This is a genomic window from Enterobacter cloacae complex sp. P13B (assembly GCF_014895915.1).
GTDB classification, from domain to species: domain Bacteria; phylum Pseudomonadota; class Gammaproteobacteria; order Enterobacterales; family Enterobacteriaceae; genus Enterobacter; species Enterobacter bugandensis.
Genome location: NZ_JADBQN010000006.1, coordinates 87,408 through 114,394 on the forward strand (window position 1 = coordinate 87,408; position 26,987 = coordinate 114,394).

The 26,987-nt window shown below is 59.4% G+C and carries 22 protein-coding genes; 10 read left to right on the forward strand and 12 right to left on the reverse strand.

The features are described from left to right. Positions 1 to 176 precede the first annotated feature (176 nt). Together IM273_RS03865 and IM273_RS03870 are read right to left on the reverse strand one after the other, a co-directional pair. Positions 177 to 2,540 carry a TIM-barrel domain-containing protein gene (locus IM273_RS03865; protein WP_193050352.1) on the reverse strand — a complete coding sequence of 788 codons (2,364 nt, stop codon included), beginning with the start codon at positions 2,538 to 2,540 and terminating at the stop codon, positions 177 to 179. 17 nt (positions 2,541 to 2,557) lie between these two features. After that, positions 2,558 to 3,859, reverse strand: coding sequence for an MFS transporter (locus tag IM273_RS03870; protein ID WP_193050353.1), 1,302 nt, complete (start codon positions 3,857 to 3,859; stop codon positions 2,558 to 2,560). A 288-nt stretch (positions 3,860 to 4,147) separates the two neighbouring features. On the opposite strand from IM273_RS03870, the gene IM273_RS03875 reads away from it, so the two are divergent. Beyond that, positions 4,148 to 5,221, forward strand: a complete 1,074-nt coding sequence (locus tag IM273_RS03875) for a LacI family DNA-binding transcriptional regulator (protein WP_047368158.1) — start codon at positions 4,148 to 4,150, stop codon at positions 5,219 to 5,221. On the opposite strand, the gene IM273_RS03880 is transcribed toward IM273_RS03875, so the two are convergent. The 4 genes from IM273_RS03880 to IM273_RS03895 all read right to left on the reverse strand — a co-directional run bounded on the left by IM273_RS03880 (position 5,218) and on the right by IM273_RS03895 (position 10,942). Then, complete coding sequence (locus IM273_RS03880) at positions 5,218 to 6,474, reverse strand: DUF1479 domain-containing protein (RefSeq protein ID WP_193050354.1); 1,257 nt, start codon at positions 6,472 to 6,474, stop codon at positions 5,218 to 5,220. The two genes, IM273_RS03875 and IM273_RS03880, sit on opposite strands and share 4 nt — an antisense overlap. Positions 6,475 to 6,623: 149 nt before the next feature. Further along, entirely contained in the window at positions 6,624 to 7,439 is an 816-nt protein-coding gene (locus tag IM273_RS03885; RefSeq protein ID WP_126326649.1) for a Cof-type HAD-IIB family hydrolase, read from the reverse strand. A 166-nt stretch (positions 7,440 to 7,605) separates the two neighbouring features. Then, positions 7,606 to 10,038, reverse strand: coding sequence for a formate C-acetyltransferase/glycerol dehydratase family glycyl radical enzyme (locus tag IM273_RS03890; RefSeq protein ID WP_045630937.1), 2,433 nt, complete (start codon positions 10,036 to 10,038; stop codon positions 7,606 to 7,608). Positions 10,039 to 10,042: 4 nt separating this feature from the next. Beyond that, on the reverse strand, positions 10,043 to 10,942 hold the full coding sequence (locus IM273_RS03895; RefSeq protein WP_193050355.1) for a glycyl-radical enzyme activating protein: 900 nt from the start codon (positions 10,940 to 10,942) through the stop codon (positions 10,043 to 10,045). A 127-nt stretch (positions 10,943 to 11,069) separates the two neighbouring features. On the opposite strand from IM273_RS03895, the gene fsa reads away from it, so the two are divergent. Next, positions 11,070 to 11,732, forward strand: coding sequence for a fructose-6-phosphate aldolase (fsa, locus tag IM273_RS03900; RefSeq protein ID WP_193050356.1), 663 nt, complete (start codon positions 11,070 to 11,072; stop codon positions 11,730 to 11,732). 89 nt (positions 11,733 to 11,821) lie between these two features. Here the strand turns inward: fsa and moeB are convergent, their stop codons facing one another. Both moeB and moeA read right to left on the reverse strand, forming a co-directional pair. After that, positions 11,822 to 12,574 (reverse strand): molybdopterin-synthase adenylyltransferase MoeB, encoded by a 753-nt coding sequence (gene moeB, locus IM273_RS03905; protein WP_193050357.1) that lies wholly within the window; start codon positions 12,572 to 12,574, stop codon positions 11,822 to 11,824. Between the two features lies 1 nt (position 12,575). After that, entirely contained in the window at positions 12,576 to 13,808 is a 1,233-nt protein-coding gene (moeA, locus tag IM273_RS03910) for a molybdopterin molybdotransferase MoeA (protein ID WP_193050358.1), read from the reverse strand. Positions 13,809 to 13,996: 188 nt separating this feature from the next. Between moeA and iaaA the strand changes: the two genes are divergently transcribed. The 5 genes from iaaA to gsiD are packed head-to-tail and all read left to right on the forward strand — an operon-like array spanning position 13,997 to position 20,219. Next, complete coding sequence (gene iaaA, locus IM273_RS03915) at positions 13,997 to 14,935, forward strand: beta-aspartyl-peptidase (RefSeq protein WP_028012476.1); 939 nt, start codon at positions 13,997 to 13,999, stop codon at positions 14,933 to 14,935. Between the two features lie 11 nt (positions 14,936 to 14,946). Continuing rightward, complete coding sequence (gene gsiA, locus IM273_RS03920; protein ID WP_045630941.1) at positions 14,947 to 16,818, forward strand: glutathione ABC transporter ATP-binding protein GsiA; 1,872 nt, start codon at positions 14,947 to 14,949, stop codon at positions 16,816 to 16,818. A gap of 23 nt (positions 16,819 to 16,841) precedes the next feature. Then, the gene (gsiB, locus tag IM273_RS03925) at positions 16,842 to 18,380 is read left to right on the forward strand and encodes a glutathione ABC transporter substrate-binding protein GsiB (RefSeq protein WP_193050359.1); all 1,539 of its coding nucleotides are present in this window, start codon (positions 16,842 to 16,844) and stop codon (positions 18,378 to 18,380) included. Between the two features lie 5 nt (positions 18,381 to 18,385). Beyond that, positions 18,386 to 19,306 carry a glutathione ABC transporter permease GsiC gene (gene gsiC / locus IM273_RS03930; RefSeq protein WP_045630942.1) on the forward strand — a complete coding sequence of 307 codons (921 nt, stop codon included), beginning with the start codon at positions 18,386 to 18,388 and terminating at the stop codon, positions 19,304 to 19,306. Between the two features lies 1 nt (position 19,307). Further along, positions 19,308 to 20,219 (forward strand): glutathione ABC transporter permease GsiD, encoded by a 912-nt coding sequence (gene gsiD, locus IM273_RS03935; RefSeq protein ID WP_028012480.1) that lies wholly within the window; start codon positions 19,308 to 19,310, stop codon positions 20,217 to 20,219. 63 nt (positions 20,220 to 20,282) lie between these two features. Here the strand turns inward: gsiD and rimO are convergent, their stop codons facing one another. Next, positions 20,283 to 21,608 (reverse strand): 30S ribosomal protein S12 methylthiotransferase RimO, encoded by a 1,326-nt coding sequence (gene rimO, locus IM273_RS03940; RefSeq protein ID WP_041910688.1) that lies wholly within the window; start codon positions 21,606 to 21,608, stop codon positions 20,283 to 20,285. A 216-nt stretch (positions 21,609 to 21,824) separates the two neighbouring features. Between rimO and bssR the strand changes: the two genes are divergently transcribed. Beyond that, complete coding sequence (gene bssR, locus IM273_RS03945) at positions 21,825 to 22,208, forward strand: biofilm formation regulator BssR (RefSeq protein ID WP_028012482.1); 384 nt, start codon at positions 21,825 to 21,827, stop codon at positions 22,206 to 22,208. Positions 22,209 to 22,316: 108 nt separating this feature from the next. Next, positions 22,317 to 23,435: a PQQ-dependent sugar dehydrogenase gene (locus tag IM273_RS03950; protein ID WP_048957049.1), complete on the forward strand. Its 1,119-nt coding sequence runs from the start codon at positions 22,317 to 22,319 to the stop codon at positions 23,433 to 23,435. On the opposite strand, the gene IM273_RS03955 is transcribed toward IM273_RS03950, so the two are convergent. Next, positions 23,436 to 24,062, reverse strand: coding sequence for a glutathione S-transferase family protein (locus IM273_RS03955; RefSeq protein ID WP_045259989.1), 627 nt, complete (start codon positions 24,060 to 24,062; stop codon positions 23,436 to 23,438). Between the two features lie 240 nt (positions 24,063 to 24,302). Between IM273_RS03955 and dacC the strand changes: the two genes are divergently transcribed. Beyond that, positions 24,303 to 25,508 (forward strand): serine-type D-Ala-D-Ala carboxypeptidase, encoded by a 1,206-nt coding sequence (gene dacC / locus IM273_RS03960; protein WP_032644979.1) that lies wholly within the window; start codon positions 24,303 to 24,305, stop codon positions 25,506 to 25,508. A 39-nt stretch (positions 25,509 to 25,547) separates the two neighbouring features. Here the strand turns inward: dacC and deoR are convergent, their stop codons facing one another. Both deoR and ybjG read right to left on the reverse strand, forming a co-directional pair. Then, the gene (gene deoR, locus IM273_RS03965) at positions 25,548 to 26,306 is read right to left on the reverse strand and encodes a DNA-binding transcriptional repressor DeoR (protein ID WP_041910685.1); all 759 of its coding nucleotides are present in this window, start codon (positions 26,304 to 26,306) and stop codon (positions 25,548 to 25,550) included. Between the two features lie 66 nt (positions 26,307 to 26,372). Continuing rightward, complete coding sequence (gene ybjG / locus IM273_RS03970; RefSeq protein WP_028012487.1) at positions 26,373 to 26,981, reverse strand: undecaprenyl-diphosphate phosphatase; 609 nt, start codon at positions 26,979 to 26,981, stop codon at positions 26,373 to 26,375. Positions 26,982 to 26,987 lie beyond the last annotated feature (6 nt).

Here is a 26,987-nt window from a genome sequence, read left to right on the forward strand (position 1 = left end):
CTTTCACGCTGCAGATGCGTTGGCTGCACCTGTTCACCCCGGTCACTTACTTATGTAAGCTCCCGGGGATTCACAGGTTTGCCGCCTTCCTGCAGCGCGAAATACTTAGGGAAAGGCGTCGTGCCTTTATCCCCTCTCCCCGTAGGAGAGGGTTAGGGTGAGGGCATCTGGCCGCACTACACCACCCACTCGCTCGCTTCAACCCCGTTCACCCGCAGCGTACGTTTTTCCCCCGCAGGTAACGACACCTTAAGCGCCTTCCACGCCGGACGATAATCCCCGCGCGCGTTGACCTTCAGGTTGATGGTTGCGCCATCACACTCCATTTCCCATTCCACCCACAGCGCATTGCCCTTCTGATAGCCCCAGCTTTCACCGTCGTCCTCAAACAGCAGCCCCGTGGTTGTGCCGACGCCTTTAACCGGGAACAGCTTCAGCTCGCGGGTCGTATCTTTTTCAGCACTCACATGCGTGATGCGCTCGCTCAGCGGCAGACCGGCCCCGGCGCGCACCAGCAGCGGCAGTTTTTCCAGCGGCGCATCAAGGACGATGGATTGCCCGCCCGCATACCACGCGTGGGTGTAAAAATCGTACCAGCCCGTTTTGTTATCTGGCAGCCAGACGCGGCGCTCGCGCTGCCCGGCTTCGACGACGCTGGCGACCAGCAGGTCGCGGCCCAGCAGGAAGTCATCGCACTCTTCGAAGGTCTGCGCGTCGTGCTCGTGGTCGAGGAAGGTCGGGCGCAGCATCGGCTCGTCGTCGGCGTGCGCCTGCCAGAGCAGGGTGTAGAGATACGGCAGCAGGCGGTAGCGCAGCTCAATCGCGCCGCGAATGGCAGGCGTGACGCCCGGATACATCCACGGCTCGTTCACCGTATGGTCATCGTTCCACGAGTGAATGGTAAAGCGCGGGTGCATTACGCCGTTCTGCACCCAGCGCACGAACAGCTCGGCGTCCGGCTTGTCGCCGGAGAAACCGCCCACGTCGTGACCGACGTTGAATAATCCGGACAGGCTCATGCCCAGCCCCATGTGGATGTTATAGCGCAGGGTGTCCCAGTTAGTGCGGTTGTCGCCGCTCCAGGTCTGAACGTAGCGCTGCATCCCGGCGCAGCCGGAGCGGGAGATGAGATACGGGCGTTTTTCCGGCGCAAAGCGCTGCTGCGCTTCCAGCGAGGCGCGCATCATCAGCAGCGGCATCACCGGGCGAATATGCTTGATGGCGATCTCCTTGCCGAAGCCAAAGCAGCGGGCTTCCCCGTCCCACACTTCATACTCGTTATTGTCGTTCCAGGTGGAGTCGATACCCATCTCCAGCAACTGCGTGGTCACGCCGTTCTGCCACCACTGCACCGTCTGCGGGTTGGTGAAGTCGAGGTGTGAGCCTTCGTCATCCCAGAAGCTGGAGCGTTCAGGCGCATCGGTTTCTGAATCACGGATGAACAGGCCGCTCTCCGCCACTTCCGTATAGCGGGGATGATCCTGCAGCAGGCACGGCTTGATATTGGCCGCAAGCTTAAGTCCCGCGTCGTGGAAGGCCTGGCTCATCGCCTTCGGCTGCGGCACTTTGTCGTAGTTCCAGTTGAAGACGTAGCGCTTGCCGTTGATGGAGGTATAGCCGGACGAGAGCTGGAACGAATCGCACGGAATGGCGTGCTCTTCGCACAGGCGGATGAAGTTCATCAGCTGGTTTTGCGCGTCCGGCGCGTCGGTGTAGTGCATGGTCGAGCCGCTGTAGCCCAGGCTCCATTTCGGTCCGAACAGCGTCTTCCCGGTCAGGCGCACGAAGGCTTTGGTGACGTCCAGCGCGCGCGCGCCGGTAAAGAGGTAGTAATCAATATCGCCCGCTTCTGCCTGCCAGCGGCGATAGGCGGTGTGATAGTTGTCGATCTCGTTGCCCAGATCCAGCCAGCAACTGCTCAGGTTGTCGTAGAACAGGCCGTAGCTCACGTCGTCGCGGCGGGTAAGGGTGAACGGAATGTGCTTGTAGAGCGGGTCGGTGCTGGCGGCGTTGTAACCCATCGCGTCCAGGTTACGCATCTCGTAGCGTTTGCCGTTGCGCTGCAGATCGCCCGCTTTCTCACCCAGGCCGTAAAAACGCTCGTCCTTACGGCGGCTGAGATAGTGCGCCACGCCGTCGCCGTGGGCGTTCAGCAGGTAGGCGCTGGTCGGGCGATCCTGGACCAGCGGCTGCCATTCGCCCGCATCATTACGGTAGTGCCACTCCAGCCACAGGGGCTGGTGGACGGTGACGCGCAGCTGCTCGGTTGCCACCGTCACTGCGTCATCCTGCTGCGTCAGGATCCAGGCCGGGCAGGAGAAACCGCTTATGTCGTCACGACGGCGGCCTTCCCACGGCACGTCCTGTTCCGGGGCGATACTCCAGGTGCGGTCCAGCGCCAGCTCGCCTTTGCGCTTAATCAGCACGCGGAACAGGTTCTGTTCCAGCACGTACAGGCACAGGCGGTGCTGATTATCGACCAGCAGCTCCAGATGATTCGCAGACTGCTTATCAACGGTCCAGTTTTTCAGGGTTTTCATATGCAATACATCCACTATCAGGCGCGCTTGGCGCGACGTTCAGCAATAAATGCCACCAGGAAGAGAGCGCCAATCAGGTCAAAAAAGCCCATGGCAATAAAGAGCGGGTTGAAGCCGATTTTGTCGGCGGTCACCCCGATTAATAGCGAGAACAGGAAGCTGGCGATCCACGCCGCCGAGCCGCGCATGCCGTTGACGGTCGCCATCTGGCCTTTGTCAAACGACTCCACGACCAGGGCACTCAGCATGCAGGAGATGATCTGGTGCCCGAAGCCGCCGATGGAGATCAGCACGATGGTGATATACGGGTCGCGGGTCACGGCGACGATGGCCAGAGAAATCATCAGAAACGCGCCGGTGACGGAGCTTGCCACCACCGAGTTCACGCGGGAGCAGCCGAACCAGCGGGTGTACAGACGCGTCAGGTAGCCGCTCGCCACGCTGCCGAGGTCGGCGGCCAGGAACGGCAGCCAGGCAAACATCGCAATCTGCTTCAGGTCCATGCCGTGCTCTTTGGCGAGGTACAGGGGCACCCAGAAGCTCAGCACCGCCCAGGCGGGTTCTGCCATAAAGGCCGGGATGGCGATACCGTAGAAGCGTTTGTTTTTCGAGACGGTTTTCAGCGCGGTCAGGAAGGGCAGCTTGACCGGTGCGGGTTCGTTATCCTGTTTGATAAACGCCAGCTCGTCGCGGCTCAGGTTCGGGTGCTGTTCCGGGTTGTGGTAGAATGCCCACCACAGGATCACCCACAGCAGCGCCAGCACGCCGGTAAACATAAACGCGCCCTGCCAGCCGAACGACGCGTGAGCAAAGTAGATGATAGGCGGAGCCAGCATCGCGCCGATGGAGAAGCCCACGCCTGCCCAGCCGGCGGCAACGGGACGCTCTGATTTCGGGAACCATTCACCGATGGTTTTGGCGTTCGCTGGCGTGGCGGCAGCTTCGGAAGCGCCCATAAAGAAGCGCAGAATCGCCAGGTGCAGCCAGCTTCCGGCACCCGCGTGGAAGATACACATCAGTGCCCAGATCCCGGCGCAGACCATAAAGCCAATCTTCAGGCCGATAACGTCAATCAGCCAGCCGCACAGGGGCTGGAAAATGGTGTAAGCGATCTGAAACGCGCCGACTATCCAGGAGTACTGCTCGGTGGTGATCCCGAGGCTCTCTTTCAGTTCCGGGGCGAGGATCCCCAGTGAGTTACGGGTGATGTAGTTAACGGTGACGCCAAGTAAAAACAGCACCAGCACGTACCAGCGCAAATTCTTAATGACGCGACGGGTTTTGCTTGTCGCAACGGTGTTAGTGATGTCCTGACTCATTTTACTCTCCACAAGACGGACGGTAAGGGGACGGAGGTTCAGGTGTCACACAGATTGTTATGCCTTTGATTTCTATCCGCTTAGAATGCTTAAGTTGCTATACAACTAGTATGGAAGCTGTGTGACAAGTTCACCTTAGGGAAGAAAATGAGAGGGCAAAAGTGGATTTTGTGCAAAATTTCTCATAACTGACGTAAACCCTCTGGCATGATGGTCTTTATGTCAGTTATTGCCTGATGAACACGCTATGAAAATTTTTTCATTTCGCAAATGGAGCCAGATCACAAAATGGACAAAAGGCTAAAAATCACCGAAATCGCCGCCCGTACCCAGCTCTCCATCAGTACGGTTTCCCGTGTGCTGGCAGGCAAAGCGAATACCAGCGAAAAGGCGCGGGCTAAGGTGCTGGCGTGCGCGCGGGAGCTGGGGGTAATGGACGGCATGGCGGCGGGGCGTCTGCTGCTTAACAGCCTGGTGGTTTTTGCCCCTCAGCGTGCCTTCGACGAGCGGTCCGACATCTTTTACTACCGCGTGATCCAGAGCGTGAGCAAAGGGCTTGCCTCGCACGAGGTTCGGCTGCGCTACTGCGCGCTGGAGGAGAACGACAGCGACGCCCAGATTTTTCTGGCACGCATGAACGAGCCGGATACCCAGGCGGCCATTCTGCTCGGTATCGACGATCCGCATATCCACGATCTGGCGGTGGATGTGGGGAAACCCTGCATGCTGATTAACTGCCGGGACCGCCGCATGCGCCTGCCTGCCGTTGCCCCGGATCACCGTGCTATTGGCGAGCGGGCGGCGGAGTACCTGTTCGAGATGGGGCACCGCGAGGTGATGAACGTGCTGTGCCTGCGTCGCTACACCATGGAGCTGCGCCTGGCGGGGATCCGCGACGCGTGGCACGCCCATAATCTCAGGTTTAACGACAGGCGCGACCTGCTGGTGGTGCCAAGCTTCAGCGCCAGAGAGACGGAGCAACTGGTGAGCGAGTGGCTTAACCAACAGAAGGGAAAAGACCTGCCGACGGCGTTCCTGGTAGGCGGGGACTTTATGGCGGCAGGCACCATCAGCGCGCTGCAAAATCACGGTCTGCGCGTGCCGCAGGACGTCTCGGTGATGAGCATTGACGGCTTTAATCTGGCGGCGATTCAGGATGTGCCCTTAACGGCGGTGCATGTTCCCCGCGACGAGCTGGGAACGGAAGCGGTGCATATGCTCCAGCAGCGGCTGATGCGCCCGGATGCCCCGGTAGGGACATTGCTGCTGAACGGCACGCTGGCCGTGCGGGAGTCGGTACGGCGGATACGTCAGGGGAAACGACGCACCGCCGTGGAGCGGGAAGGGCTGTACGACAGTTAAGCCATGCCCAGCGCGCGCTTGCCGTGGATATTGAGATCGTTCACGGTAAAACGGTCCTGCCAGCTTTTTTCATAATCCTCGCGCGGGAAGTCTCCCGGCGACGCGCCGGTTTCCAGCGCTTCCTTGACCTTTTTCGCATAGGCGAGGTTCTTCTCGCACATTGGCGCGGCGGGGATGTACATCACGTTGCCCCAGCCCTGCTGATTTTCCACCGGCGCGACGGAGTGGATCACGTCGCAGTGCCACCACACGGAATCACCGGCTTCCAGCGCCGGAATGCTGGTCAATGCTTCGACAAGCAGCGGGTGCCACTTCTCGGAAATCGGCAGCACGCGCCCCGGCGCCACGCCGCAGAGTTCGTCTTCCGGCACGTCGTCCAGCAGCGGACGCAGCAGAATGTAGGCCATCGCTTCCGGGATCGGCACCACGTGCAGCAGCCCCTGGCCGGGAATCATGTCCGACAGCGCCGCCCAGCCCTGGAAGGTGCGGAACACCGAGCACTTGGTGGTGTTATCCACGGTGTACTCTTCCACTTCAGTACGGTGCGCGGCGTTCCACGGATCGTATTTCTCGATGTTGCCGTCAAACACGCGGGCAAACACCTGCTGGTAAGCCGGCAGCAGCCAGCGCTCCAGCGCGCCGGAATCGGTATGCGCCCCCAGCCCTTTGGAGGTGGTTCCCGGCGGACGGCGGCGAATGCGGTCCGGATAAATCACGCTGACGTCAGGGTTAAACCACTGCTTACCGTTGCTCTCGAAAGTCCATAAACGGTTCAGGAACGACTGCACCTGCGCCATCGCTTCACTCTGGCGCGCCTGCATTTGCGCCTGGGACCAGTAGATCGGGTAAATCTCCGGACGGGAGGCGGTTAAGGTGCCGAAGAAGTTGTCGCCCGGCCCTTTGTATACCTCGTCAAACTTGTTCAGATCGAGGTAGTCGAGCATCGACCGATCCCACGCCAGCGCCTGCTCGCGGGGGAAGTGACCTTTAATCACCGCGCAGCCGCGGCGCTTAACGGCCTCGCGCTGAGCGTCGGTAATCGTGCCGTTTTTCACATCGGCAAACGGAATCACCGGCCAGACGGATTCGCCTTTATTTTTCAGGGCGTTGATCTCCGCCACGCGGGTGGCGATTTTATCGCTGAGCTTATCGAACACCGCCTGCACGTCGCCGATCTGCGCGCGTAACTCACGTTTTAACTGACGGATTGCCGCTTTGTGGTCCGCTGGCAAGGTTTCACTGGTAAAGGTCATAACTGCCTCTCATCTTTCATTCGAAAGTAGAAATATCTACAAGTGATACTTTAAGTTAAAAATAAGTTAATGCAAGTTTAAAAACTTGACGCAAGCCACAGGTCGGAAAAAGAGTGAGAGGCCGGAGCGGGGCTCCGGCGAGGAAAGGATCAGACGTCGAAAGGAGAGTGGTTGTCGAGCACGGCCTGAATGACGTTCAGCGCGCCCTGATGGTTGTTATCGTCGGTGCTGTAGCGGCTAATGTCTTTAATGCTCTGCGCCGCGTTGCCCATCGCAAAAGAGTATTTCACCAGCTTCAGCATCTCGGCATCGTTGCCGCTGTCGCCAATGCCGACGCACTCCTGCGGGGAGATTTTCCAGCGTTTCAGCAGGCGGCTAATGCCGTTGGCTTTGTGCAGGCCGGGGATAATCAAATCGACAAAACCGAAACCGCTGGTGACCGGCTTCATGATGCCGTCAAGGGAGACGTGCAGTTTATCGACCAGGTTCGGGATATCGCTGTCCGGCAGGTTCAGGGAGAACTTAAACAGCACGTCGTCGATTTCGCGGTAATCGCTGATGCGTTTTAAGCGGTGATAGTGCTTTGACATCAGCGCCACGAAGGCGTCCGGGGCTTTGTCGCTGACGTAGGCACTCTCCAGCCCGCAGGCTACAAAGTTCAGCCCTTTGTCTTTCAGCAGTTCGCCAATAACGATCTGCGACTCATGGCGGGTCAGCTCGCCGTGGAAAACCTGTTCGCCGTGATCGAACACCAGCGCGCCGTTCTCCGCCACGAAGGAAATCTGCTCTTTCAGCTCGGGGAAGAAGGAGATGAGCTGGTAATACTGGTTGCCGCTGGCGACAACGAATTCAATATCGCGGGCTTTAAGCTGCTCAAACTGTGCCTGGAAGCGGTCACGATCGTACTGCTTGGCATCATCAAGGAAAGTTCCGTCCATATCGGTGACGATAACTTTAACGGTCATACTGTGCTCCTGGGTCACTGCGTTTTGAAACATTCTAATAACAAGGTGACGGGGAGCACAAATTTAATTTCGAATGAAAGTCAGAAAGCCGGGTGGCGGCTTCGCCTTACCCGGCCTACGGGGAGATTCTGTAGGCCCGGTAAGCGCAGCGCCACTGGGCGTTTTCTTACAGCGTATGCTCAGTACGGGCGATAATATCGTCCTGCGCATCCGGCGACAGGGCGGTGAAGAACGCCGAGTAACCCGCCACGCGCACTACCAGGTCGCGGTACTGGTCCGGGTGCTTCTTCGCTTCCAGCAGCGTTTCGCGCGAAACGATGTTGTACTGAATATGCCAGCCCTTATGCACCTCGAAGAAGGTACGCAGCAGTACCATCAGCTTCTGGCGATCGCTGTCGTTTTCCAGCGTCGACGGGTTCAGCTTCTGGTTAAGCAGCACGCCGCCCAGGATCGCCTCGGTAGGCAGTTTACCGACCGAGCCGATCACCGCCGTCGGGCCGAGGTGGTCGGTACCGGAGGCCGGGCTGGCCCCTTCCGCCAGTGGGGTATGCGCCTTACGTCCGTCCGGCGTCGCCATCGTCGCCGCGCCGAACGGCACGTTAGCGGAGATAGACGACGTGCCCGCGTAGTAGTTACCGCCAATCGGGCCGCGGCCGTAGCGCGGGTTGTGGTACTGCTTCAGCTCCTCAATGTAGGTCTGGTAGGCGCGTGTCAGCAGCATGTCCACGCTGTCGTCGTCGTTGCCGTACTTCGGCGCGCCGTTGATCAGGCGCTGGCGCAGCTGCTCGTGGGTCAGCCCGTCGAAGTCATCCGCCAGCGCCGCCGCCAGCTGCTGCTGACCGATAGCGCCCTGCTCAAAGACCAGCTTTTTCACCGCTGCCAGGCTGTTGCCGAGGTTGGCGATACCCACCTGCAGGCCGGAGACCCAGTCATACTTCGCGCCGCCCTGCTTAATGCTTTTCGCGCGCTCGATGCAGTCGTCCACCAGCGCCGAGCAGAGAATATCGTGGACGTTCTCTTCCAGCATGGTATCCACCACGTACTCGATCTCGATGGATTTGCGGGTGTAGTAGCGGATCTGGCTGTCCCACGCTGCCATCACCTCCTCGAAGTTATCGAAGTTACCGGCAGAGAGCGCTTTCTCCTGCGGCAGGAACACCTTGCCGCTGGTGGCGTCGCGGCCGCCTTCCAGCGCCGCCAGCATGACGCGGGCGAAGTTGATAAAGCTCATGCCGGTGCAGCGGTAGCCCCACTTGCCGCCTACCGCGGTTTCGATACAGCCGATGGCCGCGTAGTCGTAGGCATCATCGCGCTCAACGCCAAGCTTGATAAATTCCGGGATCACGATTTCATCGTTGTTAAATGCCGGCATCCCGAAGCCGCAACGGATCACCTGCACGCAGGCGTCGAGGAAGTCGTTGCTCATGCCCGCGTGATAGCGCACGCTCAGGTTTGGCTGGGTGGAGCGCAGGCGACCGCAGGACTCCAGGATCGCGTAGGAGAGCGGGTTCACCGCGTCCATCGGCTCACCGTTGACCAGCTTCTGACCACCAATGGTAACGTTCTGGTACAGCGGGCTGCCGGCGGAGGCCTTGGAGTGCGAGCCGGAGCGGATCTTGTTCACTTCCAGCAGCTTCAGCCAGCAGCTGTGCAGCAGCTCGATGGCGTGCTCGCGATCCAGGCTCTGGTCCAGCTCCACGTCGCGGCGATAGTACGGATAGAGATACTGGTCCATACGGGCGAAGGAGACGGAGTGGCCGTTGGACTCAATCTGCAGGATCAGCTGAATGAAGTAGCACAGCTGCAGCGCCTGCCAGAAGGTTTTTGGCGGCTCGTGGGCAATCACGTCGCAGTTTTCCGCCATCGCCAGCAGCTCGTCGCGGCGGCTTTCGCGGGTTTCCGTAGACGCCATCTCACGCGCCAGGTCGGCGAAGCGTTTGATGTGCAGGCTGACGGCTTCCAGCACGATATCAATTGCCTTCAGGAACTGATCGCCGTGCAGGTCTTCCAGCACCGTCAGGTTGATGCGCGAGCGGCGCTCGTCCACTTTGGCGCGCAGGCCGTCGAGACCTTTCTCCAGCACCAGCGGGAAGTTTACCGCCAGGTGCGCGTCGCCGGAGGTCATGTTGCCTTCGGCTTTGATGATGCCGGTTTCCAGCAGGCCTTTCTGCTCGTCGGTGAACATGCCGTAGCAGCGGTCCTGCACCGTCTGGCCGCGCCACCACGGGCAGATTTCATGTAGCACACGCTTGTTCTCTTCGCTCACCGCGAAGCCCGCACCCGGACGGTCCGCCAGATCGTCAATCTCTTTCTCAATCCAGGAGACGGTATATTCCGGGAAAATCGGCGCGGCGCGCACTTCGCTTGCCTGGTTGCCGATAATCAGCTCGTCGTGCTTGATCCAGATGGTGCGTTCCGCCAGGTGATGTGCCAGCGCCAGGGCGCGACGCACCGGGATCGGCTTGTCCATGTGCTGCTGGTACATTTCGGTGTAATGCTGCGCGCGCTCGGTACAGACCGGCGGCTTGACGATATGCACCAGCGCCATTTTATGCGCTTTAATACGTTCGCTGAGGGTGTTGAGATTCAGGGTGGTCATAGGTTTATCCTCGTAAGGTCGCGGTTAACCCTTTCTGGCAGGCGTACTGCTGCGCGAAATCCAGCAGGGCAGGGTTATCCAGCGGTTTGTCAGGGGCAGAGTAAGGTTGGCTGAGCAGGGTGTATTTGTTCATGCCCAGCGTGTGATACGGCAAAAAATGAATATCATCGACGCCGAGTTCGTCGGCGGCGAAGTTGGTAATGGCTGTGATGGACGCTTCATCGGCGTTAAAGCCCTGGATCAGCGGCACGCGGATGGTGATCTTTTTCCCGGCAGCGGCGAGGCGCTTCAGGTTGTCCAGGATCCGTTTGGCCGAACCGTCGGTCCACTGTTTGAACACCGCTCCATCGACGTGCTTAAGGTCGGCAAGGAACAGATCGACGTACGGTAATGACGGCTCGATATAGTGCCACGGCACGTGAAGGCAGGTTTCGACGGCGGTGTGGATACCCTGTTCGTGGCTGGCCTTGAACAGGGCGTGCGCCAGCTCCGGGTTCATAAACGGCTCGCCGCCGGAGAGGGTGATCCCGCCGCCGCTGCGGTCATAAAAGGGTTTGTCGCGCAGCACGGTGGTCATGATCTCGTCCACCTGCTTCTCTTCACCGCAGACGGTAAGCGCCTGCGTTGGACAGCAGTCGGTGAGGGCGTTAAGCGTCTCTTCACTCAGCTTTTCGCGGCGGATGACCAGGCCATTGAGCGCGCGTTCGATACAGCCCGGTGCCGCCAGCTGGCACAGGTCGCAGCCTTCCAGACAGAGGCGCGCGTCAAACAGCACGTCCCGGCTGCGCGAGCGGCTTTCCGGGTTCTGGCACCAGCGACAGCCCAGCGAGCAGCCTTTCAGGAACACCACGGTACGAATACCGGGGCCGTCGTGGGTGGAATAACGCTGAATATTGAAGATCATATTTTTGCCCTCAAGTTGCATATGAAGATTAAATGACTTTCGAATGAAAGTTATCTTGATGCAGGTCAACTCTTGAGCAGGTTTTATCGTGATAGGGTAAGTGCAGGCTAATTTTGAGGGTGACATCATGGAACTTTATCTCGACACATCTGACGTTGCGGCAGTCAAAAAGCTGGCGCGTATCTTCCCGCTGGCGGGCGTGACCACCAACCCAAGCATCGTTGCTGCCGGTAAAACGCCGCTCGACGAGCTGCTGCCCGCGCTGCACGACGCGCTGGGCGGCAAGGGGCGTCTCTTCGCGCAGGTGATGGCAACCACCGCCGAAGGGATGGTGGAAGACGCGCGCAAGCTGTGCGCTATCATTAACGACCTGGTGGTGAAGGTGCCGGTGAGCGCAGAAGGGCTGGCGGCGATTAAGATGCTGAAAGCGGAAGGGATCCCGACGCTGGGCACGGCGGTGTACGGCGCCGCGCAGGGGATGCTGTCCGCCCTGGCCGGAGCAGAGTATGTGGCCCCTTACGTTAACCGCGTGGACGCGCAGGGCGGGGACGGGATCCAGACCGTGATTGAACTGCAGCAGCTGTTGGCGCTGCACGCGCCGCAGTCAAAGGTGCTGGCCGCGAGCTTTAAAACCCCGCGTCAGGCGCTGGACTGCCTGCTGGCAGGGTGCGAGTCCATCACGCTGCCGCTGGACGTCGCGCAGCAGTTTATTACTTCCCCTGCGGTGGATGCCGCGATCGTGAAGTTTGAGCAGGACTGGCAGGGGGCGTTTGGACGGACGTCTATCTGACGGGTGCGGCCTGATGCCCTCACTCCAACCCTCTCCCACAGGGAGAGGGAGCAAACACTAAAACGGCAACCTGAAGGTTGCCGTTTGCTTTAACCTCCGCAAACCTCACACCCCGGATTGCGCATCAGCTTCATCTCGCGGAACTGACAGGTCATCGCGTCATACATCACGATTTTCCCCGCGGCAGGCGTGCCGTAGTGTGCCAGCACTTTGATCGCTTCCATTGCCTGCAATGAGCCAATCACGCCGACGAGTGGCGCCATCACGCCCGCCTCGACGCAGGTCAGCGCATTCTCGCCAAACAGACGGCTCAGGCAGCGGTAGCAGGGTTCACCATCCGCGTACGTGAAGACGCTGATTTGCCCCTCCATGCGGATCGCCGCGCCGGAGACCAGCGGGGTTTTGTGGGCAAAACAGCCCGCGTTCAGCTGGTTACGGACGGCGACGTTATCGGTGCAGTCGAGCACCAGATCGTGCTGCGCAATCTGCGCGAACAGCGCGTCGTCATCCAGCATCGCGTCAATCAGGGTGAACTGAACGTTGGGGTTGATGCGCGCCAGCGCCGTGCGGGCAGAGTCCACTTTCGGCTGGCCAACCGTCGCGTCGCTGTGCAGCGTCTGGCGCTGCAGGTTGGACACCGAGACGGTATCGAAATCCAACAGCGTCATCCTGCCCACGCCCGCCGCCGTAAGATACTGCGCGGCAGCGCAGCCCAGCCCGCCGAGACCGACGACCAGCACATTGGCTGCCTTAAGCGCTTCCTGGCCCTCAAAGTCAAACCCGCGCAGCACGATCTGGCGGTTGTAGCGCATCATCTCCTGGTCGCTCAGCTCCACCGTCATGTCAGCCTCCGAACAGGTGGTTAAAGCGCTCAACCTCAACCCATTCGCCGGCTTCCACGTTGCCGCGCTCGCGCTCCAGCACGATAAAGCAGTTGCCTTGGCTGAAGGAGCTGAAAATGTGCGAGCCCTGATGTCCGGTGGTGCTCACTTCGAGCTCACCGTCCGCGCCGCGGACCAGAATGCCGCGCTGGAAATCGAGACGACCCGGCGATTTTTTCAGCCGCGTAGCGGCACGCACGCGCAGGCGTTCCGGCAGCGGGCTGGCTTTGTTGCCGGAAAGCTTCGCCAGCAGCGGGATCGCCAGCTGGTAGAAGGTGAGTGCCGCAGAGACCGGGTTACCCGGCAGGCCGCAGAACCAGCTGTGCGGAAGCTTGCCAAACGCGAACGGTTTGCCCGGCTTAATCGCCAGCTTCCAGAAGGCGATTTCGCCCAGCTCTTCAAGCAGGGTTTTAGTGTAATCCGCTTCGCCCACGGAGACGCCGCCGGAGCTGATGACCACGTCGGCGGATTTGTCCGCCTCGATAAACGCCGCGCGCAGTTTTTCCGGGTCGTCTGGAATGATGCCGAGGTTAATCACCTCGCAGCCCAGCTGCTCCAGCATCAGGTGTACCGCCAGGCGGTTGGTGTCATAAATCTGGCCGTCCTGCAGCGGCTGGCCCGGAAGCTGCAGCTCGTCGCCGGTGGAGAAAACCGCTACGCGCACCTTGCGGATAACGTCAACTTCCGCGATGCCGAGCGACGCCAGCACCGGCAGTTCACCTACCGTCAATTTCTGCCCGGCGGCAAAAACGGTCGCGCCGAGGGTGATGTCTTCGCCCGTGCGGCGGATGTTCTGGCCCGCTTTAACGTTCGCGGTAAAACGCACCCCGTCGCCGGTCTGCTCGGTCTCTTCCTGCATCACCACGGCGTCGCAGCCCTGCGGAACCGGCGCGCCGGTCATGATGCGCACGCAGGTGCCAGCAGGCCATTCGCCGCTAAACGGCTGGCCCGCAAAGGCTTTACCCGCCACCGGCAGGGCGTTACCCGTCTGGAGATCCGCCAGGCGCACCGCGTAACCGTCCATCGCGGAGTTATCGAACCCCGGCACGTTCATCGGCGAGACGATATCGCGCGCGGCAATACGACCAAAACAGCGCACAAGCGGCAGCGTCTCAACGTCATGCAGCGGAGAAATACGGTCAAGCATCTGCGAGAGTGCCGTCTCAAGCGGCATCAGTCCGGCGGTAAAATCCATGGTGGGCTCCTGCGGAGTAACAACGAAAGCGCCCATTATGGCAGAAAAGTGCGGCTAACTGTATGACCCGATGGGTGTACGCTTTACATCACTGTTGCGTCTTTCTATATTCAAAAATCATCTGAAGTTTCATCGACGATAATGATATTTATAGAAAAAGCCGCGAATCAGGCTAACGGGTGATGCGAATGGTTAATGCGGTAATCGCAATTCATGGCGGCGCAGGGGCAATCACCCGTGCACAGCTCAGTCCCGAGCAGGAAAAGCGCTACATTGACGCGCTGTACGCCATTGTGGAAACGGGCCAGAAAATGCTGGAAGCGGGCGAGAGCGCGCTGGATGTGGTCACCGAGGCGGTGCGTCTGCTGGAAGAGTGTCCGCTCTTTAATGCCGGAATAGGTTCGGTCTTTACCCGGGATGAAACCCACGAGCTGGACGCCTGCGTGATGGACGGCGTCACCCTGAAGGCGGGCGCCGTGGCGGGCGTGAGCCATCTGCGAAATCCGGTGCTGGCGGCGCGTCTGGTGATGGAGGAGAGCCCGCACGTTCTGCTGGCGGGCGCTGGGGCGGAAAAATTTGCCTTTGAGCACGGAATGGAACAGGTATCGCCGGATCTGTTTTCCACGGAAGAACGCTATCAGCAGCTGCTGGAAGCCCGTACGGCGGGAATAACGCAGCTTGACCATACTGCGCCGCTGGATGAAACCACCAAAATGGGCACGGTTGGCGCGGTGGCGCTCGATAAAGCCGGTAACCTCGCGGCGGCGACGTCAACGGGCGGCATGACCAACAAGCTGCCGGGACGCGTCGGCGACAGCCCGCTGCCCGGCGCGGGCTGCTATGCCAATAACGCCACGGCAGCGGTGTCGTGTACCGGCACCGGGGAAGTGTTTATTCGCGCCCTCGCGGCCTACGACATCACCGCGCTGATGGATTACGGCGGTTTAAGCCTGAGCGAGGCCTGCGAGCGCGTGGTGATGGAAAAATTACCTGCCCTGGGCGGCGTCGGCGGGCTGATTGCGGTCGATCGTGAGGGCAACGTGGCCCTGCCGTTCAACAGCGAAGGCATGTACCGCGCCTGGGGCTATGCCGGTGATGAGCCGAGCACGGGCATCTATCGTGAATAAGGGGGCAGCGCGTGCCGCACACTGAAGAACTGGACAACCGCGAGGTGCTGGCTGTCCATCAGCTGAATATTGCGTTTCAGGAAGAGCGGCAGTTCATCCCCGCAGTACAGAATTTATCGTTTTCGCTCAGGCGCGGCGAGACGCTGGCGATTGTTGGCGAGTCCGGCTCCGGTAAATCGGTCACCGCGCTGGCGCTGATGCGCCTGCTGGAACAGACGGGCGGGCAAATCAGCAGCGAGAAAATGCTCCTGCGCCGCCGTAACCGTCAGGTCATTGATTTAAACGAGCTGAGCGGCGCGCAGATGCAGGGCGTGCGCGGGGCGGATATCGCGATGATCTTCCAGGAGCCGATGACCTCCCTGAACCCGGTGTTCCCGGTCGGGGAACAAATTGCCGAGTCCATCCGACTGCATCAGGGGCTGAGCGGCGATGAGGCGCTCAAAGAGGCCCGACGGATGCTGGAGCTGGTACGCATTCCGGAGGCGCAGGCCATTCTGGGGCGCTACCCGCATCAGCTTTCCGGCGGCATGCGCCAGCGGGTGATGATTGCCATGGCGCTCTCCTGCCGTCCGGCGGTGCTGATCGCCGATGAACCGACGACGGCGCTGGACGTGACGATTCAGGCGCAGATCCTGCAGCTCATCAAAGTGCTGCAGCAGGAGATGGAGATGGGGGTGATTTTCATCACCCACGATATGGGCGTAGTGGCTGACATCGCCGATCGGGTGCTGGTAATGCACAAGGGCAATGCTGTGGAAACCGGTGCGGTCGAGCAGATTTTCCATGCCCCCGAGCATCCTTACACCAAAGCGCTGCTGGCGGCGGTGCCGCGGCTTGGGGCGATGAACGGCAGCGATTTGCCGCGCCGTTTTCCGCTGATTTCCCTGGAGGCGACAGAGCCGCAGGAGGATGAAGGCGAGCAGGACACCGTGGTGTCGGGCAAACCGATACTCGAAGTGCGCAATCTGGTGACCCGCTTTCCGCTGCGCAGCGGAATTTTCAACCGCCTGAAGCGCGAAGTGCATGCGGTGGAAAACGTCAGTTTCGATCTCTGGCCGGGTGAAACGCTGGCGCTGGTAGGAGAGTCCGGCTGTGGGAAATCCACCACCGGGCGGGCGCTGCTCAGGCTCGTGGAGACCCAGGAGGGGACGATAACCTTTAACGGTGAACGTATCGACACCCTGCCAGATAATAAATTACAGGCGATACGGCGAGATATTCAGTTTATCTTCCAGGATCCGTATGCCTCTCTCGACCCGCGCCATACGGTAGGGTACTCAATTATGGAGCCGCTGCGGGTGCATAACCTGCTCGACGGCGAGGCGGCGCAGCGTCGCGTGGCCTGGCTGCTGGAGCGCGTTGGCCTGAAGCCGGAACACGCCTGGCGTTATCCGCACGAGTTTTCCGGCGGGCAGCGGCAGCGTATCTGCATCGCCCGCGCGCTGGCGCTGAACCCGAAGGTGGTGATTGCGGATGAGTCCGTCTCGGCGCTGGATGTCTCGATCCGGGCGCAAATTATCAACTTACTGCTGGATTTACAGCGGGATATGGGGATTGCCTTCCTGTTTATCTCGCACGATATGGCGGTGGTAGAGCGCATCAGCCACCGCGTGGCGGTGATGTTTATGGGGCAGATCGTGGAGATTGGCCCGCGAAGGGCGGTGTTTGAGAACCCGCAGCACCCGTACACCCGCAAGCTTATTGCGGCAGTGCCGGTTGCCGATCCCGCGCACCGTCACGGCCAGCGCGTGCTGCTGCAGGATGAGATGCCGAGCAACATTCGTAAACGGGGCGAAGCCGTGGAGCGCGTCACGCTGCGTGAGGTTGGTCCGGGCCACTTCGTGGCTCCGCCGCGCCAGGACAATGCCTTCTCACGGTTATAACTTACAACAGGCAGGAGAACACAATGGTTACATTTGTAGCGCGTAGATGGTTGTTAGCCGCGAGCGTGACGGCAGCCCTGGCCGCTGCCCCCGCGTTCGCCGCCAAAGACGTGGTGGTTGCCGTCGGCTCCAACTTCACCACGCTCGATCCGTACGACGCCAACGACACGCTCTCCCAGGCGGTGGCGAAATCGTTCTATCAGGGGCTGTTTGGTCTCGACAGAGAGATGAAGCTGAAAAATGTGCTGGCGGAGGGGTACACCGTATCCGACGACGGGCTGGTCTATACCATCAAGCTCCGTTCCGGCGTGAAGTTCCAGGACGGGACTGATTTCAATGCGGAGGCGGTAAAGGTCAACCTCGACCGTGCCAGCAATCCTCAAAACAGCCTCAAGCGCTATAACCTGTATAAAAATATCGCCAGCACCGAGGTAGTTGACCCGGCAACGGTAAAAATCACTCTGAAAGAGCCATTCTCCGCGTTTATCAATATTCTGGCGCATCCGGCGACGGCGATGATCTCGCCCGCCGCGCTGAAAAAGTACGGTAAAGAGATCGGTTTCCACCCGGTGGGAACCGGGCCGTACGAGCTGCTCACCTGGAACCAGACCGATTTTGTGAAGGTGAAAAAATTCGCGGGATACTGGCAGCAGGGGCTGCCGAAGCTGGACACCATCACCTGGCGCCCGGTGGTGGATAACAACACCCGCGCGGCAATGCTGCAAACCGGCGAGGCGCAGTTTGCCTTCCCCATCCCGTATGAGCAGGCCGCCATTCTGCAGAAAAACAGCAAGCTGGAGCTGGTTGCCAGCCCGTCTATCATGCAGCGCTACATCAGCATGAACGTCACGCAGAAGCCGTTCGATAACCCGAAGGTGCGTGAAGCCATCAACTATGCCATTAACCGTCAGGCGCTGGTGAAGGTCGCTTTTGCGGGTTATGCCACCCCGGCCACCGGCGTGCTGCCGCCGTCTATCGCGTATGCGCAAAGCTATCAGCCATGGCCGTACGATCCGGCTAAAGCGCGCGAGCTGCTGAAAGAGGCGGGTTTCCCGAACGGCTTCAGCACCACGCTGTGGTCGTCGCATAACCACAGTACCGCGCAGAAGGTGCTGCAGTTTACCCAGCAGCAGTTGGCGCAGGTGGGGATTAAGGCGCAGGTGACCGCGATGGATGCCGGGCAGCGTGCGGCAGAAGTGGAGGGGAAAGGGCAGAAAGAGAGCGGCGTGCGGATGTTCTACACAGGCTGGACGGCCTCGACCGGTGAAGCCGACTGGGCGCTGTCGCCGCTGTTCGCCTCGCAGAACTGGCCGCCAACCCTGTTCAACACCGCGTTTTACAGCAATCCGCAGGTGGACAAAGACCTGGCCGATGCCCTGAAAACCACCAAACCGGAAGAGAAAGCCCGCCTCTACAAAGAAGCGCAGGACATTATCTGGAAAGAGTCGCCGTGGGTACCGCTGGTGGTGGAGAAACTGGTCTCAGCCCATAACAAAGCGCTGACCGGGTTCTACATCATGCCGGACACCGGCTTTAGCTTTGACGATGCGGATTTAAAATAAACCTCATGCTGAATTATGTTTGTAAACGTCTGCTGGGGCTTATCCCGACGCTGCTGATAGTGGCGGTGCTGGTGTTTTTGTTTGTCCACATGCTGCCGGGCGATCCGGCGCGCCTGGTAGCCGGGCCCGAAGCGGATGCCACCGTCATTGAGCTGGTGCGTAAACAGCTGGGCCTCGACCAGCCGCTGTATATGCAGTTTCTGCACTATATGTGCAACGTTCTGCAGGGCGATTTTGGTATCTCGATGGTGTCGAGGCGTCCGGTGTCGGAGGAGATTGCCAGCCGCTTTATGCCCACGTTCTGGTTAACGATTGCCAGCATGGGCTGGGCGGTGGCGTTTGGGCTGGGCGCGGGGATTATTGCGGCCGTCTGGCGCAACCGCTGGCCGGACAAGCTCGGCATGGCCCTGGCGGTGACCGGCATCTCCTTCCCGGCGTTCGCGCTGGGGATGCTGCTGATGCAGATCTTCTCCGTTGAACTGGGCTGGCTGCCGACCGTCGGGGCCGATACCTGGAAGCATTACATTCTGCCCTCCATGACGCTGGGCGCTGCCGTGTCGGCGGTGATGGCCCGCTTTACCCGCGCCTCGTTCGTGGACGTGCTGAGCGAAGATTATATTCGCACCGCGCGGGCGAAAGGAGTCAGCGAGAAGTGGGTCATTCTCAAGCACGGGTTCCGCAATGCGATGATCCCGGTGGTGACGATGATGGGGCTGCAGTTTGGTTTCCTGCTGGGTGGCTCTATCGTCGTGGAAAAGGTCTTCAACTGGCCGGGGCTGGGGCGCCTGCTGGTCGATTCCGTCGAGATGCGCGACTACCCGGTGATTCAGGCAGAAGTCCTGCTTTTCTCGCTGGAGTTTATTCTTATCAACTTAGTGGTGGACGTGCTCTACGCCGCCATTAACCCGGCCATCAGGTATAAGTAAGATGCGATTGTTGAACTGGCGGCGTCAGGCCGTTTTGAACGCGATGCCGGGGCTGAAACCGGAGCATGTCCGCACCCCGTGGTCCGAATTCTGGCGACGTTTTCGCCGTCAGCCGGTCGCAATGGCGGCGGGGCTGTTCGTGCTGGTGCTGATTGCGGTGGCGATCGTTGCGCCGTGGGTAGCGCCGTTTGATGCGGAAAACTACTTTGACTACGACCGTCTGAACGACGGCCCCTCAATGCTGCACTGGTTCGGCGTGGACTCGCTTGGCCGCGATATCTTCAGCCGCGTGCTGGTGGGGGCGCAAATTTCTCTCGCCGCCGGGGTAGTCGCGGTGCTGATCGGCGCGGCTATCGGTACCGTGCTGGGGCTCGTCGCCGGGTATTATGAAGGCTGGTGGGACCGCATCATCATGCGCATCTGCGACGTGCTGTTTGCCTTTCCCGGCATTCTGCTGGCGATTGCCGTGGTGGCGATCATGGGCAGCGGCATGGCCAACGTCATCATCGCGGTGGCGGTCTTTTCGATTCCGGCCTTTGCCCGCCTGGTGCGCGGCAACACGCTGGTGCTGAAACAGCAGACGTTTATTGAATCCGCCCGCAGCATGGGGGCCAGCGATACCACCATTCTGTTCAGCCATATTCTGCCCGGGACGGTATCGTCCATCGTGGTCTATTTCACCATGCGTATCGGCGTGTCGATTATTTCGGCGGCCAGCCTGTCGTTTCTGGGCTTAGGCGCGCAGCCTCCGACACCGGAGTGGGGCGCGATGCTAAACGAGGCGAGGGCGGATATGGTGATTGCGCCGCACGTGGCGATCTTCCCGAGCCTGGCGATTTTCCTGACCGTGCTGGCGTTTAACCTGTTAGGTGACGGGCTGCGCGATGCGCTGGATCCGAGGATTAAGGGGTAGTGCAGTGAAATGTGCCGGGTGGCGGCTACGCCTTACCCGGCCTGTAAAAGATGTGCAGTGAGATTAAACCCGGCTACCCCACAGGTCATACTCGTCCGCGTTTTCAACTTTGACGCGAATAATATCACCCGGCTTAACGTTGGTTTCGCCGTTCAGGTACACCGCGCCGTCGATTTCAGGGGCGTCCGCCATGCTGCGGCCAATCGCGCCTTCTTCGTCCACTTCGTCGATGATAACCATGATCTCGCGGCCCACTTTCTCCTGCAGACGCTCGGCAGAAATCTGCTGTTGCAGCTGCATGAAGCGGTTCCAGCGCTCTTCCTTAACCTCTTCCGGCACCTGATCCGCCAGCTCGTTGGCGGTTGCGCCTTCCACCGGGCTGTACTTGAAGCAGCCGACGCGGTCCAGACGGGCTTCTTTCAGGAAGTCGAGCAGCATCTGGAAGTCTTCTTCGGTTTCACCCGGGAAGCCGACGATAAAGGTGGAGCGCAGGGTCAGATCCGGACAGATTTCACGCCACTGCTTGATGCGCGCCAGCTGGCGGTCAACGGAGCCAGGGCGTTTCATCAGCTTCAGGATACGCGGGCTGGCGTGCTGCAGCGGGATATCCAGGTACGGCAGGATTTTGCCTTCCGCCATCAGCGGGATCACATCGTCAACGTGCGGGTACGGGTAAACGTAGTGCAGACGCGTCCAGATACCGAGCTTAGCCAGCTGCTCGCACAGGCCCACCATGCTGGTTTTCACCGGCTCGCCGTTGTGGAAACCGGAGCGGTGTTTGACGTCCACGCCATAAGCTGAGGTGTCCTGGGAAATCACCAGCAGCTCCTTCACGCCCGCGTCGGCCAGACGTTTCGCTTCCGCCAGCACTTCGCCAATCGGACGGCTCACCAGATCGCCACGCATGGACGGGATGATGCAGAAGGTGCAGCGATGGTTGCAGCCTTCAGAAATTTTCAGGTAGGCGTAGTGACGCGGCGTCAGCTTCACGCCCTGTTCCGGCACCAGGCTCAGGAACGGGTTGTGCTTTGGTTTTGGCACGTAGTGATGAACATGTTCCAGCACCTGCTCGTAGCTGTGCGGGCCGGTGATCTCCAGCACCTTCGGGTGCACTTCGCGGATTTGGTCCACTTTCGCGCCCAGGCAGCCGGTAACGATCACTTTGCCGTTTTCGGTCAGCGCTTCACCGATCGCTTCCAGTGACTCCTGCACCGCGCTGTCGATAAACCCGCAGGTGTTAACGATCACCATATCGGCGTTGTCGTAGCTTGGCACCACGTCATAGCCCTCGGTGCGCAGTTCGGTCAGGATGCGTTCTGAATCCACCAGGTTTTTCGGGCAGCCCAGGGAGACGAAGCCGATTTTCGGCTGGTGCGTAACATTGCTCATAGGTTAAAAATTCATCAATTATGGAGTTATCAGGGCGGGATTTTACAGCGTATCGCGGGGGATTTATACACTCTTTGCAAGGCGGATGCGCCAGGCCGAGGTTGTAACATTGTAAATAATGTTAATCAGTTAAGAATAATTGATCTCAGGCATTAAACTGTACAAAAAATGACCTTATTCTGAATGTGCAACATGGCTGACAGAGGAGGAAATAGCATGTCCGTTGACAGACTGAAACGCGATCTGCTTAACAAGCTGATCAACGCCCGAATCGACCTGGCCGCCTATCTGCAGCTCAGAAAGGCAAAGGGCTATATGTCAGTCAGCGAAAGCGAACATCTGCGTGATAATCTGTTTGAACTGTGTAATTTCATGCGTGAAAAAGCACCGACCCTGAAGGCGGAATACGATGAATGCGAGCTGATGGCGCTGCGTCGCGCCGCTGAGGTGCTCTCCATTGCAGGGGTGTGTCTGATGAACGGACGCCACGACTGCCCGAACTTTATCGCCGTAAACGCGGAGAAGCTTGAAAACTGCCTGACAACGCTCTCTCTTTGCATCATGTGTCTTAACAAGCACGAGACGCTTGCACAGCACTGAGTTCGGGGGGAGACAACTCCCCCCATCTGATTAAGCTTTTGTAAAAGTGGTAACGCGCCCGGAGGTAATGGCTAATCTTTATGCCATATGCCGAAAAAGGAGCGCTTTATGCCTCGATCCTCGTTGATTTTCCTGCCTGCATTGTTCATTCCGTTTTCGCTTCTTGCTGCGCCAGAGGCGGTAAAGGTTGAGGTGCTGCAAAACCGACTCGATCACCCCTGGTCGATGGCGTTCCTGCCGGGTAATGACGGTTTACTGGTCACTCTTAAGGGCGGGCAGCTCAAGCGCTGGCAGGCCGGGAAAGGACTTTCCGATCCCATTGTCGGCGTGCCGAAGGTGTGGGCGAACGGCCAGGGAGGACTGCTGGACGTGGTGCTGGCGCCTGATTTTGAAAAGTCGCGCCGCGTCTGGCTGAGCTACGCCGAAGCCGGGCGTGACGGCAAGGCCGGAACGGCGGTGGGCTATGGTCGCCTGAGCGACGATCTTTCCCGCATCGAGGGATTCCAGGTAGTGTTCCGCCAGATGCCGAAACTCTCTACCGGTAACCATTTTGGTGGGCGACTGGTGTTCGACGGCAAAGGGTATCTCTTTATTGGACTCGGCGAGAACAACCAGCGCCCGACGGCGCAGGATCTGGACAAGCTGCAGGGTAAGGTGGTGCGCCTCACCGAAGACGGTAAAGTGCCGCCGGATAACCCCTTTGTGAACACCTCCGGCGCGCGGCCGGAAATTTGGTCCTACGGCATTCGCAACCCGCAGGGGATGGCGATGAACCCGTGGAGCGACACGCTGTGGCTGAACGAGCACGGCCCGCGCGGCGGGGATGAAATCAACATCCCGGAGAAGGGCAAAAATTATGGCTGGCCGCTGGCGACGCACGGCATTAACTACAGCGGGCTGAAAATCCCGGAAGCCAAAGGCGAGCACGTTGAGGGAGCCGAAAAGCCGCTGTTTGTCTGGAAAGTGTCGCCCGCGGTCAGCGGCATGGCGTTCTATAATAGCGACGTGTTCCCGCAGTGGAAAAACAAGCTGTTTATCGGGGCGCTGAAGGAAAAGGACGTTATCGTGCTGAGCGTGGACGGCAATAAGGTGACGGAGGACGGGCGGATCCTGGGCGACCGGGAGCAACGTATTCGCGACGTGCGGGTGGGGCCGGATGGCTATCTGTATGTCCTGACCGACGAAACGGACGGGCAGCTGTTAAAAGTCAGCCCGTCCGGTGCGTAATCAGGTGACCGGGATCATCACCACGTTACGGTATGCCGGGCGCTCGCTAAGCTGCTTAAGCCAGCGGTCAAGGTTCGGGCGCGGCGTCCATTTCAGACCGAGGTTGGTCAGGTTCCAGACGAACGGCGCTACGGCAATGTCCCCCACGCCGAACGTATCGCCGGAGAACCAGGCGTGCTTCGCCAGCTCATCGTCCATCATCGCAAACAGGTTTTCGCAGGCATCCTGCGCGGCATGAATGGCGGGGTAGTCGCGCTCGGCTTCAGGGGTTCTCACCAGCCCCATCAGGATCACGCGGTGAACGGGAGAGAGCGTCTGATTTGCCCAGTCCATCCACTTCTCACCCTGCGCGCGCTGCGCCGGGTTTTCAACCCACAGGCGGCCAAGACCGTACTGGGCGGCGAGGTAACGCACAATGGTGTTGGACTCCCAAAGCGTTGCGTCTGTTTCGTCATCGCGCAGCAGCGGCACCAGGCCGTTCGGGTTCATCGCCAGATAGTCGGCCTCTTTGTTCACGCCGAACGACATGCCAGCCATGATTTGGTTAAACGGTAAATCCAGTTCCTCCAGCGTCCAGAGCACTTTCTTAACGTTGGTCGAATTATTCCTGCCCCACAGCGTAATCATATTTACTCCTGTTGAGTGTGAATCCGGGTCGGCTTTTTGCCATGGTGAGATAAACCTAACAATTACGCAACAGAAGACAAAAAAATCGCCTGAATCAAAGCGTAAATGAATGTTATTGCATAAACTTTAATAACTTTACCCTCGTTGGGTTTCTTTAACCGTTTTAGTGCGCTATTACTCATCGCTTCTTGCGACACGGTGATGTGACGTAATTTTTGAATGGACACTCGGGTGGCATTTATGACGCGAAAAATGACTTCTCTGCGCAGCCTGGCGGCAGGCTCTGCGCTCCTTTTCCTGTTTGCACCAACACTCTACGCGGCTGAACAGGCTGCGCCCGAAGCGCCGCCTGTGGACGCGCGCGCCTGGATCCTGATGGACTATTCCAGCGGTAAAGTGCTGGCGGAAGGCAATGCGGATGAGAAACTCGATCCGGCCAGCCTGACCAAAATCATGACCAGCTATGTGGTCGGGCAGGCGTTAAAAGCGGGCAAGATCAAGCTGGACGATATGGTCACCATCGGGAAGGATGCCTGGGCTACCGGCAACCCGGCGCTGCGGGGCTCGTCGGTGATGTTCCTGAAGCCAGGCGATCAGGTCTCCGTCTCCGATCTGAACAAAGGGGTAATCATTCAGTCGGGAAATGATGCGTGTATCGCGCTGGCCGACTACGTTGCCGGCAGTCAGGATTCTTTCATTGGTTTGATGAATGGCTATGCGCAAAAGCTCGGCTTAACCAACACCACCTTCAAAACGGTCCACGGCCTGGATGCGCCGGGACAGTTCAGTACCGCGCGCGACATGGCGCTGCTGGGAAAAGCGCTGATCCACGACGTGCCGGATGAATACGCCATCCACAAAGAGAAAGAGTTTACCTTCAACAAAATTCGCCAGCCGAACCGCAACCGCCTGCTGTGGAGTAGCAACGTTAACGTGGACGGAATGAAGACCGGCACCACGGCCGGCGCGGGCTACAACCTGGTGGCCTCCGCGACGCAGGGCGACATGCGCCTGATCTCGGTGGTGCTGGGCACCAAAACCGACCGCATCCGCTTTAACGAGTCAGAAAAACTGCTGACCTGGGGCTTCCGCTTCTATGAAACCGTGACGCCGATTAAACCGGATGCCACGTTCGTCAGCCAGCGCGTCTGGTTTGGTGATAAGAGCGAGGTGAATCTGGGGGCGGGTGAGGCCGGTTCCGTGACCATTCCACGCGGTCAGCTGAAAAACCTGAAAGCAAGCTATACCCTGACCGAGCCGCAGCTCACCGCGCCGCTGAAAAAAGGCCAGGTGGTCGGGACGATTGATTTCCAGCTAAACGGCAAGTCGATTGAACAGCGTCCGCTGATTGTGATGGAAGCGGTGGAAGAGGGCGGCTTCTTCAGCCGGATGTGGGATTTCGTGTTGATGAAATTCCATAGCTGGTTTGGCAGCTGGTTTAGTTAAGTTTTATGCCGGGTGGCGCTGCGCTTACCCGGCATAACCTCAATACATCAACTTCACCTGCTGTGCCTTTGCATGGGCCACAATCTCGTCATCGGGGCGGCAATCGCTGACGATGGCGTCAAACTGCGCCAGCTCGCCCATTCTTGCCGAACGCACCTTGCCAAACTTGCTGTGATCGACCACCAGCACATGATACTGCGCGGCATTTAACGCCCAGTTCTTCACCGGCAGCTCCTCCAGATTAAAGCAGGTTGCACCCTGGCGCACGTTCACGCCTGCGGCAGAATAAAACGCGATGTCCGGGCATAAATTACTAAGCGTGTCCTGCAGGTTAAGCGGCTTAAAGATGGCGTTGCTGGCGTGAAACTCGCCGCCGCAGAGGATCACCCGGCACTCGGGTTTCTCCTGAAGCGCCAGAAAGGTGTTCAGGGAGTAGCACACGGCGGTAAAGGGAATGCTGCTGTCGATGGCTTCGATAATCCACGGCGTGGTGGTGCCGCAGTCAAAAAACAGCGTCTGGTGCGGCTGAACCAGCGTAGCCGCAAGGCGCGCGGCTTTGCGCTTCTCTTCAACCAGACGCGTCTTCTGGTCGCTGATCAGATAATGGCTGGCGCTGCGCGGCTCAAGGACGATGTACCCGCCCAGCAGTACCACGGGGGCGCTGTCGCTGTTCAGATCGCGACGAATGGTCATCTCTGAGACGCCGAGGAGGTTGGCGGCTTCCTTCAGATGCAGCTTATCGCTGCGCTTCAGCGCCTGCAGCAGCTGAGCAATGCGGTCATCGCGTCGTGTTTCCATAGTTCCTCGGGATAAAAAAGTGAGCCCCCGCAGGGCGGGGGCTCAGTGTAACCTGTCCGGTTGGGGTTAGTCACGTATCCAGCCCTTACGGATCGGGATGGCAAAAATGGCGCGATAGAGCGAAGAGAGCCCGCGGTAGAGCGCCTCACCGAAGAGATTCCACAGGATAGCCGCGCTCACGCAGCCAATCAGCCCCACCAGGAAACCACCCACCATATCCAGCGGCCAGTGGACGCCAAGATAGACGCGCGACCAGGCGATAGCCACAGCGACTACCATCAGCACCGCCCCCGACCACAGGCGATGCCAGAACAGGAAAGCCAGCGCGAAGGTGAAGATAACCGTACCGTGATCGCTCGGGAAAGAGTCATCCGGCGCGTGGTGCAGGAAGGTGTAGCCAATGCGATCGACAAAAGGACGATCGTGCGGGAATGCGTGGCCGAGAAGATAGCTGACCAGCACGCTTACCCCGAGCGCCATCGCGACTTTGATCACCAGCTGGCGCTGTGCCTTAACCTGGCTGCGCGGCCCCCACAGCCAGAGAATGGCAGCCAGCGCAGGCACGATGCTGATAAGGTCTTTCGCCAGAAAGGTGGCAAAATCAATCATCCACTCTGGCGAGGCCGGGGTGGCGTTGATCAGATAAAACAGCTGATAATTCAGATTCTCTAGCATAGCGTA

Bases quoted from the DNA above. Each gene is read 5' to 3' on its own strand.
- IM273_RS03865 (WP_193050352.1), bottom strand. From the start codon at position 2,540: ATGAAAACCCTGAAAAACTGGACCGTTGATAAGCAGTCTGCGAATCAT.
- IM273_RS03870 (WP_193050353.1), bottom strand. From the start codon at position 3,859: ATGAGTCAGGACATCACTAACACCGTTGCGACAAGCAAAACCCGTCGC.
- IM273_RS03875 (WP_047368158.1), top strand. From the start codon at position 4,148: ATGGACAAAAGGCTAAAAATCACCGAAATCGCCGCCCGTACCCAGCTC.
- IM273_RS03880 (WP_193050354.1), bottom strand. From the start codon at position 6,474: ATGACCTTTACCAGTGAAACCTTGCCAGCGGACCACAAAGCGGCAATC.
- IM273_RS03885 (WP_126326649.1), bottom strand. From the start codon at position 7,439: ATGACCGTTAAAGTTATCGTCACCGATATGGACGGAACTTTCCTTGAT.
- IM273_RS03890 (WP_045630937.1), bottom strand. From the start codon at position 10,038: ATGACCACCCTGAATCTCAACACCCTCAGCGAACGTATTAAAGCGCAT.
- IM273_RS03895 (WP_193050355.1), bottom strand. From the start codon at position 10,942: ATGATCTTCAATATTCAGCGTTATTCCACCCACGACGGCCCCGGTATT.
- fsa (WP_193050356.1), top strand. From the start codon at position 11,070: ATGGAACTTTATCTCGACACATCTGACGTTGCGGCAGTCAAAAAGCTG.
- moeB (WP_193050357.1), bottom strand. From the start codon at position 12,574: ATGACGGTGGAGCTGAGCGACCAGGAGATGATGCGCTACAACCGCCAG.
- moeA (WP_193050358.1), bottom strand. From the start codon at position 13,808: ATGGATTTTACCGCCGGACTGATGCCGCTTGAGACGGCACTCTCGCAG.
- iaaA (WP_028012476.1), top strand. From the start codon at position 13,997: ATGGTTAATGCGGTAATCGCAATTCATGGCGGCGCAGGGGCAATCACC.
- gsiB (WP_193050359.1), top strand. From the start codon at position 16,842: ATGGTTACATTTGTAGCGCGTAGATGGTTGTTAGCCGCGAGCGTGACG.
- gsiC (WP_045630942.1), top strand. From the start codon at position 18,386: ATGCTGAATTATGTTTGTAAACGTCTGCTGGGGCTTATCCCGACGCTG.
- gsiD (WP_028012480.1), top strand. From the start codon at position 19,308: ATGCGATTGTTGAACTGGCGGCGTCAGGCCGTTTTGAACGCGATGCCG.
- rimO (WP_041910688.1), bottom strand. From the start codon at position 21,608: ATGAGCAATGTTACGCACCAGCCGAAAATCGGCTTCGTCTCCCTGGGC.
- bssR (WP_028012482.1), top strand. From the start codon at position 21,825: ATGTCCGTTGACAGACTGAAACGCGATCTGCTTAACAAGCTGATCAAC.
- IM273_RS03950 (WP_048957049.1), top strand. From the start codon at position 22,317: ATGCCTCGATCCTCGTTGATTTTCCTGCCTGCATTGTTCATTCCGTTT.
- IM273_RS03955 (WP_045259989.1), bottom strand. From the start codon at position 24,062: ATGATTACGCTGTGGGGCAGGAATAATTCGACCAACGTTAAGAAAGTG.
- dacC (WP_032644979.1), top strand. From the start codon at position 24,303: ATGACGCGAAAAATGACTTCTCTGCGCAGCCTGGCGGCAGGCTCTGCG.
- deoR (WP_041910685.1), bottom strand. From the start codon at position 26,306: ATGGAAACACGACGCGATGACCGCATTGCTCAGCTGCTGCAGGCGCTG.
- ybjG (WP_028012487.1), bottom strand. From the start codon at position 26,981: ATGCTAGAGAATCTGAATTATCAGCTGTTTTATCTGATCAACGCCACC.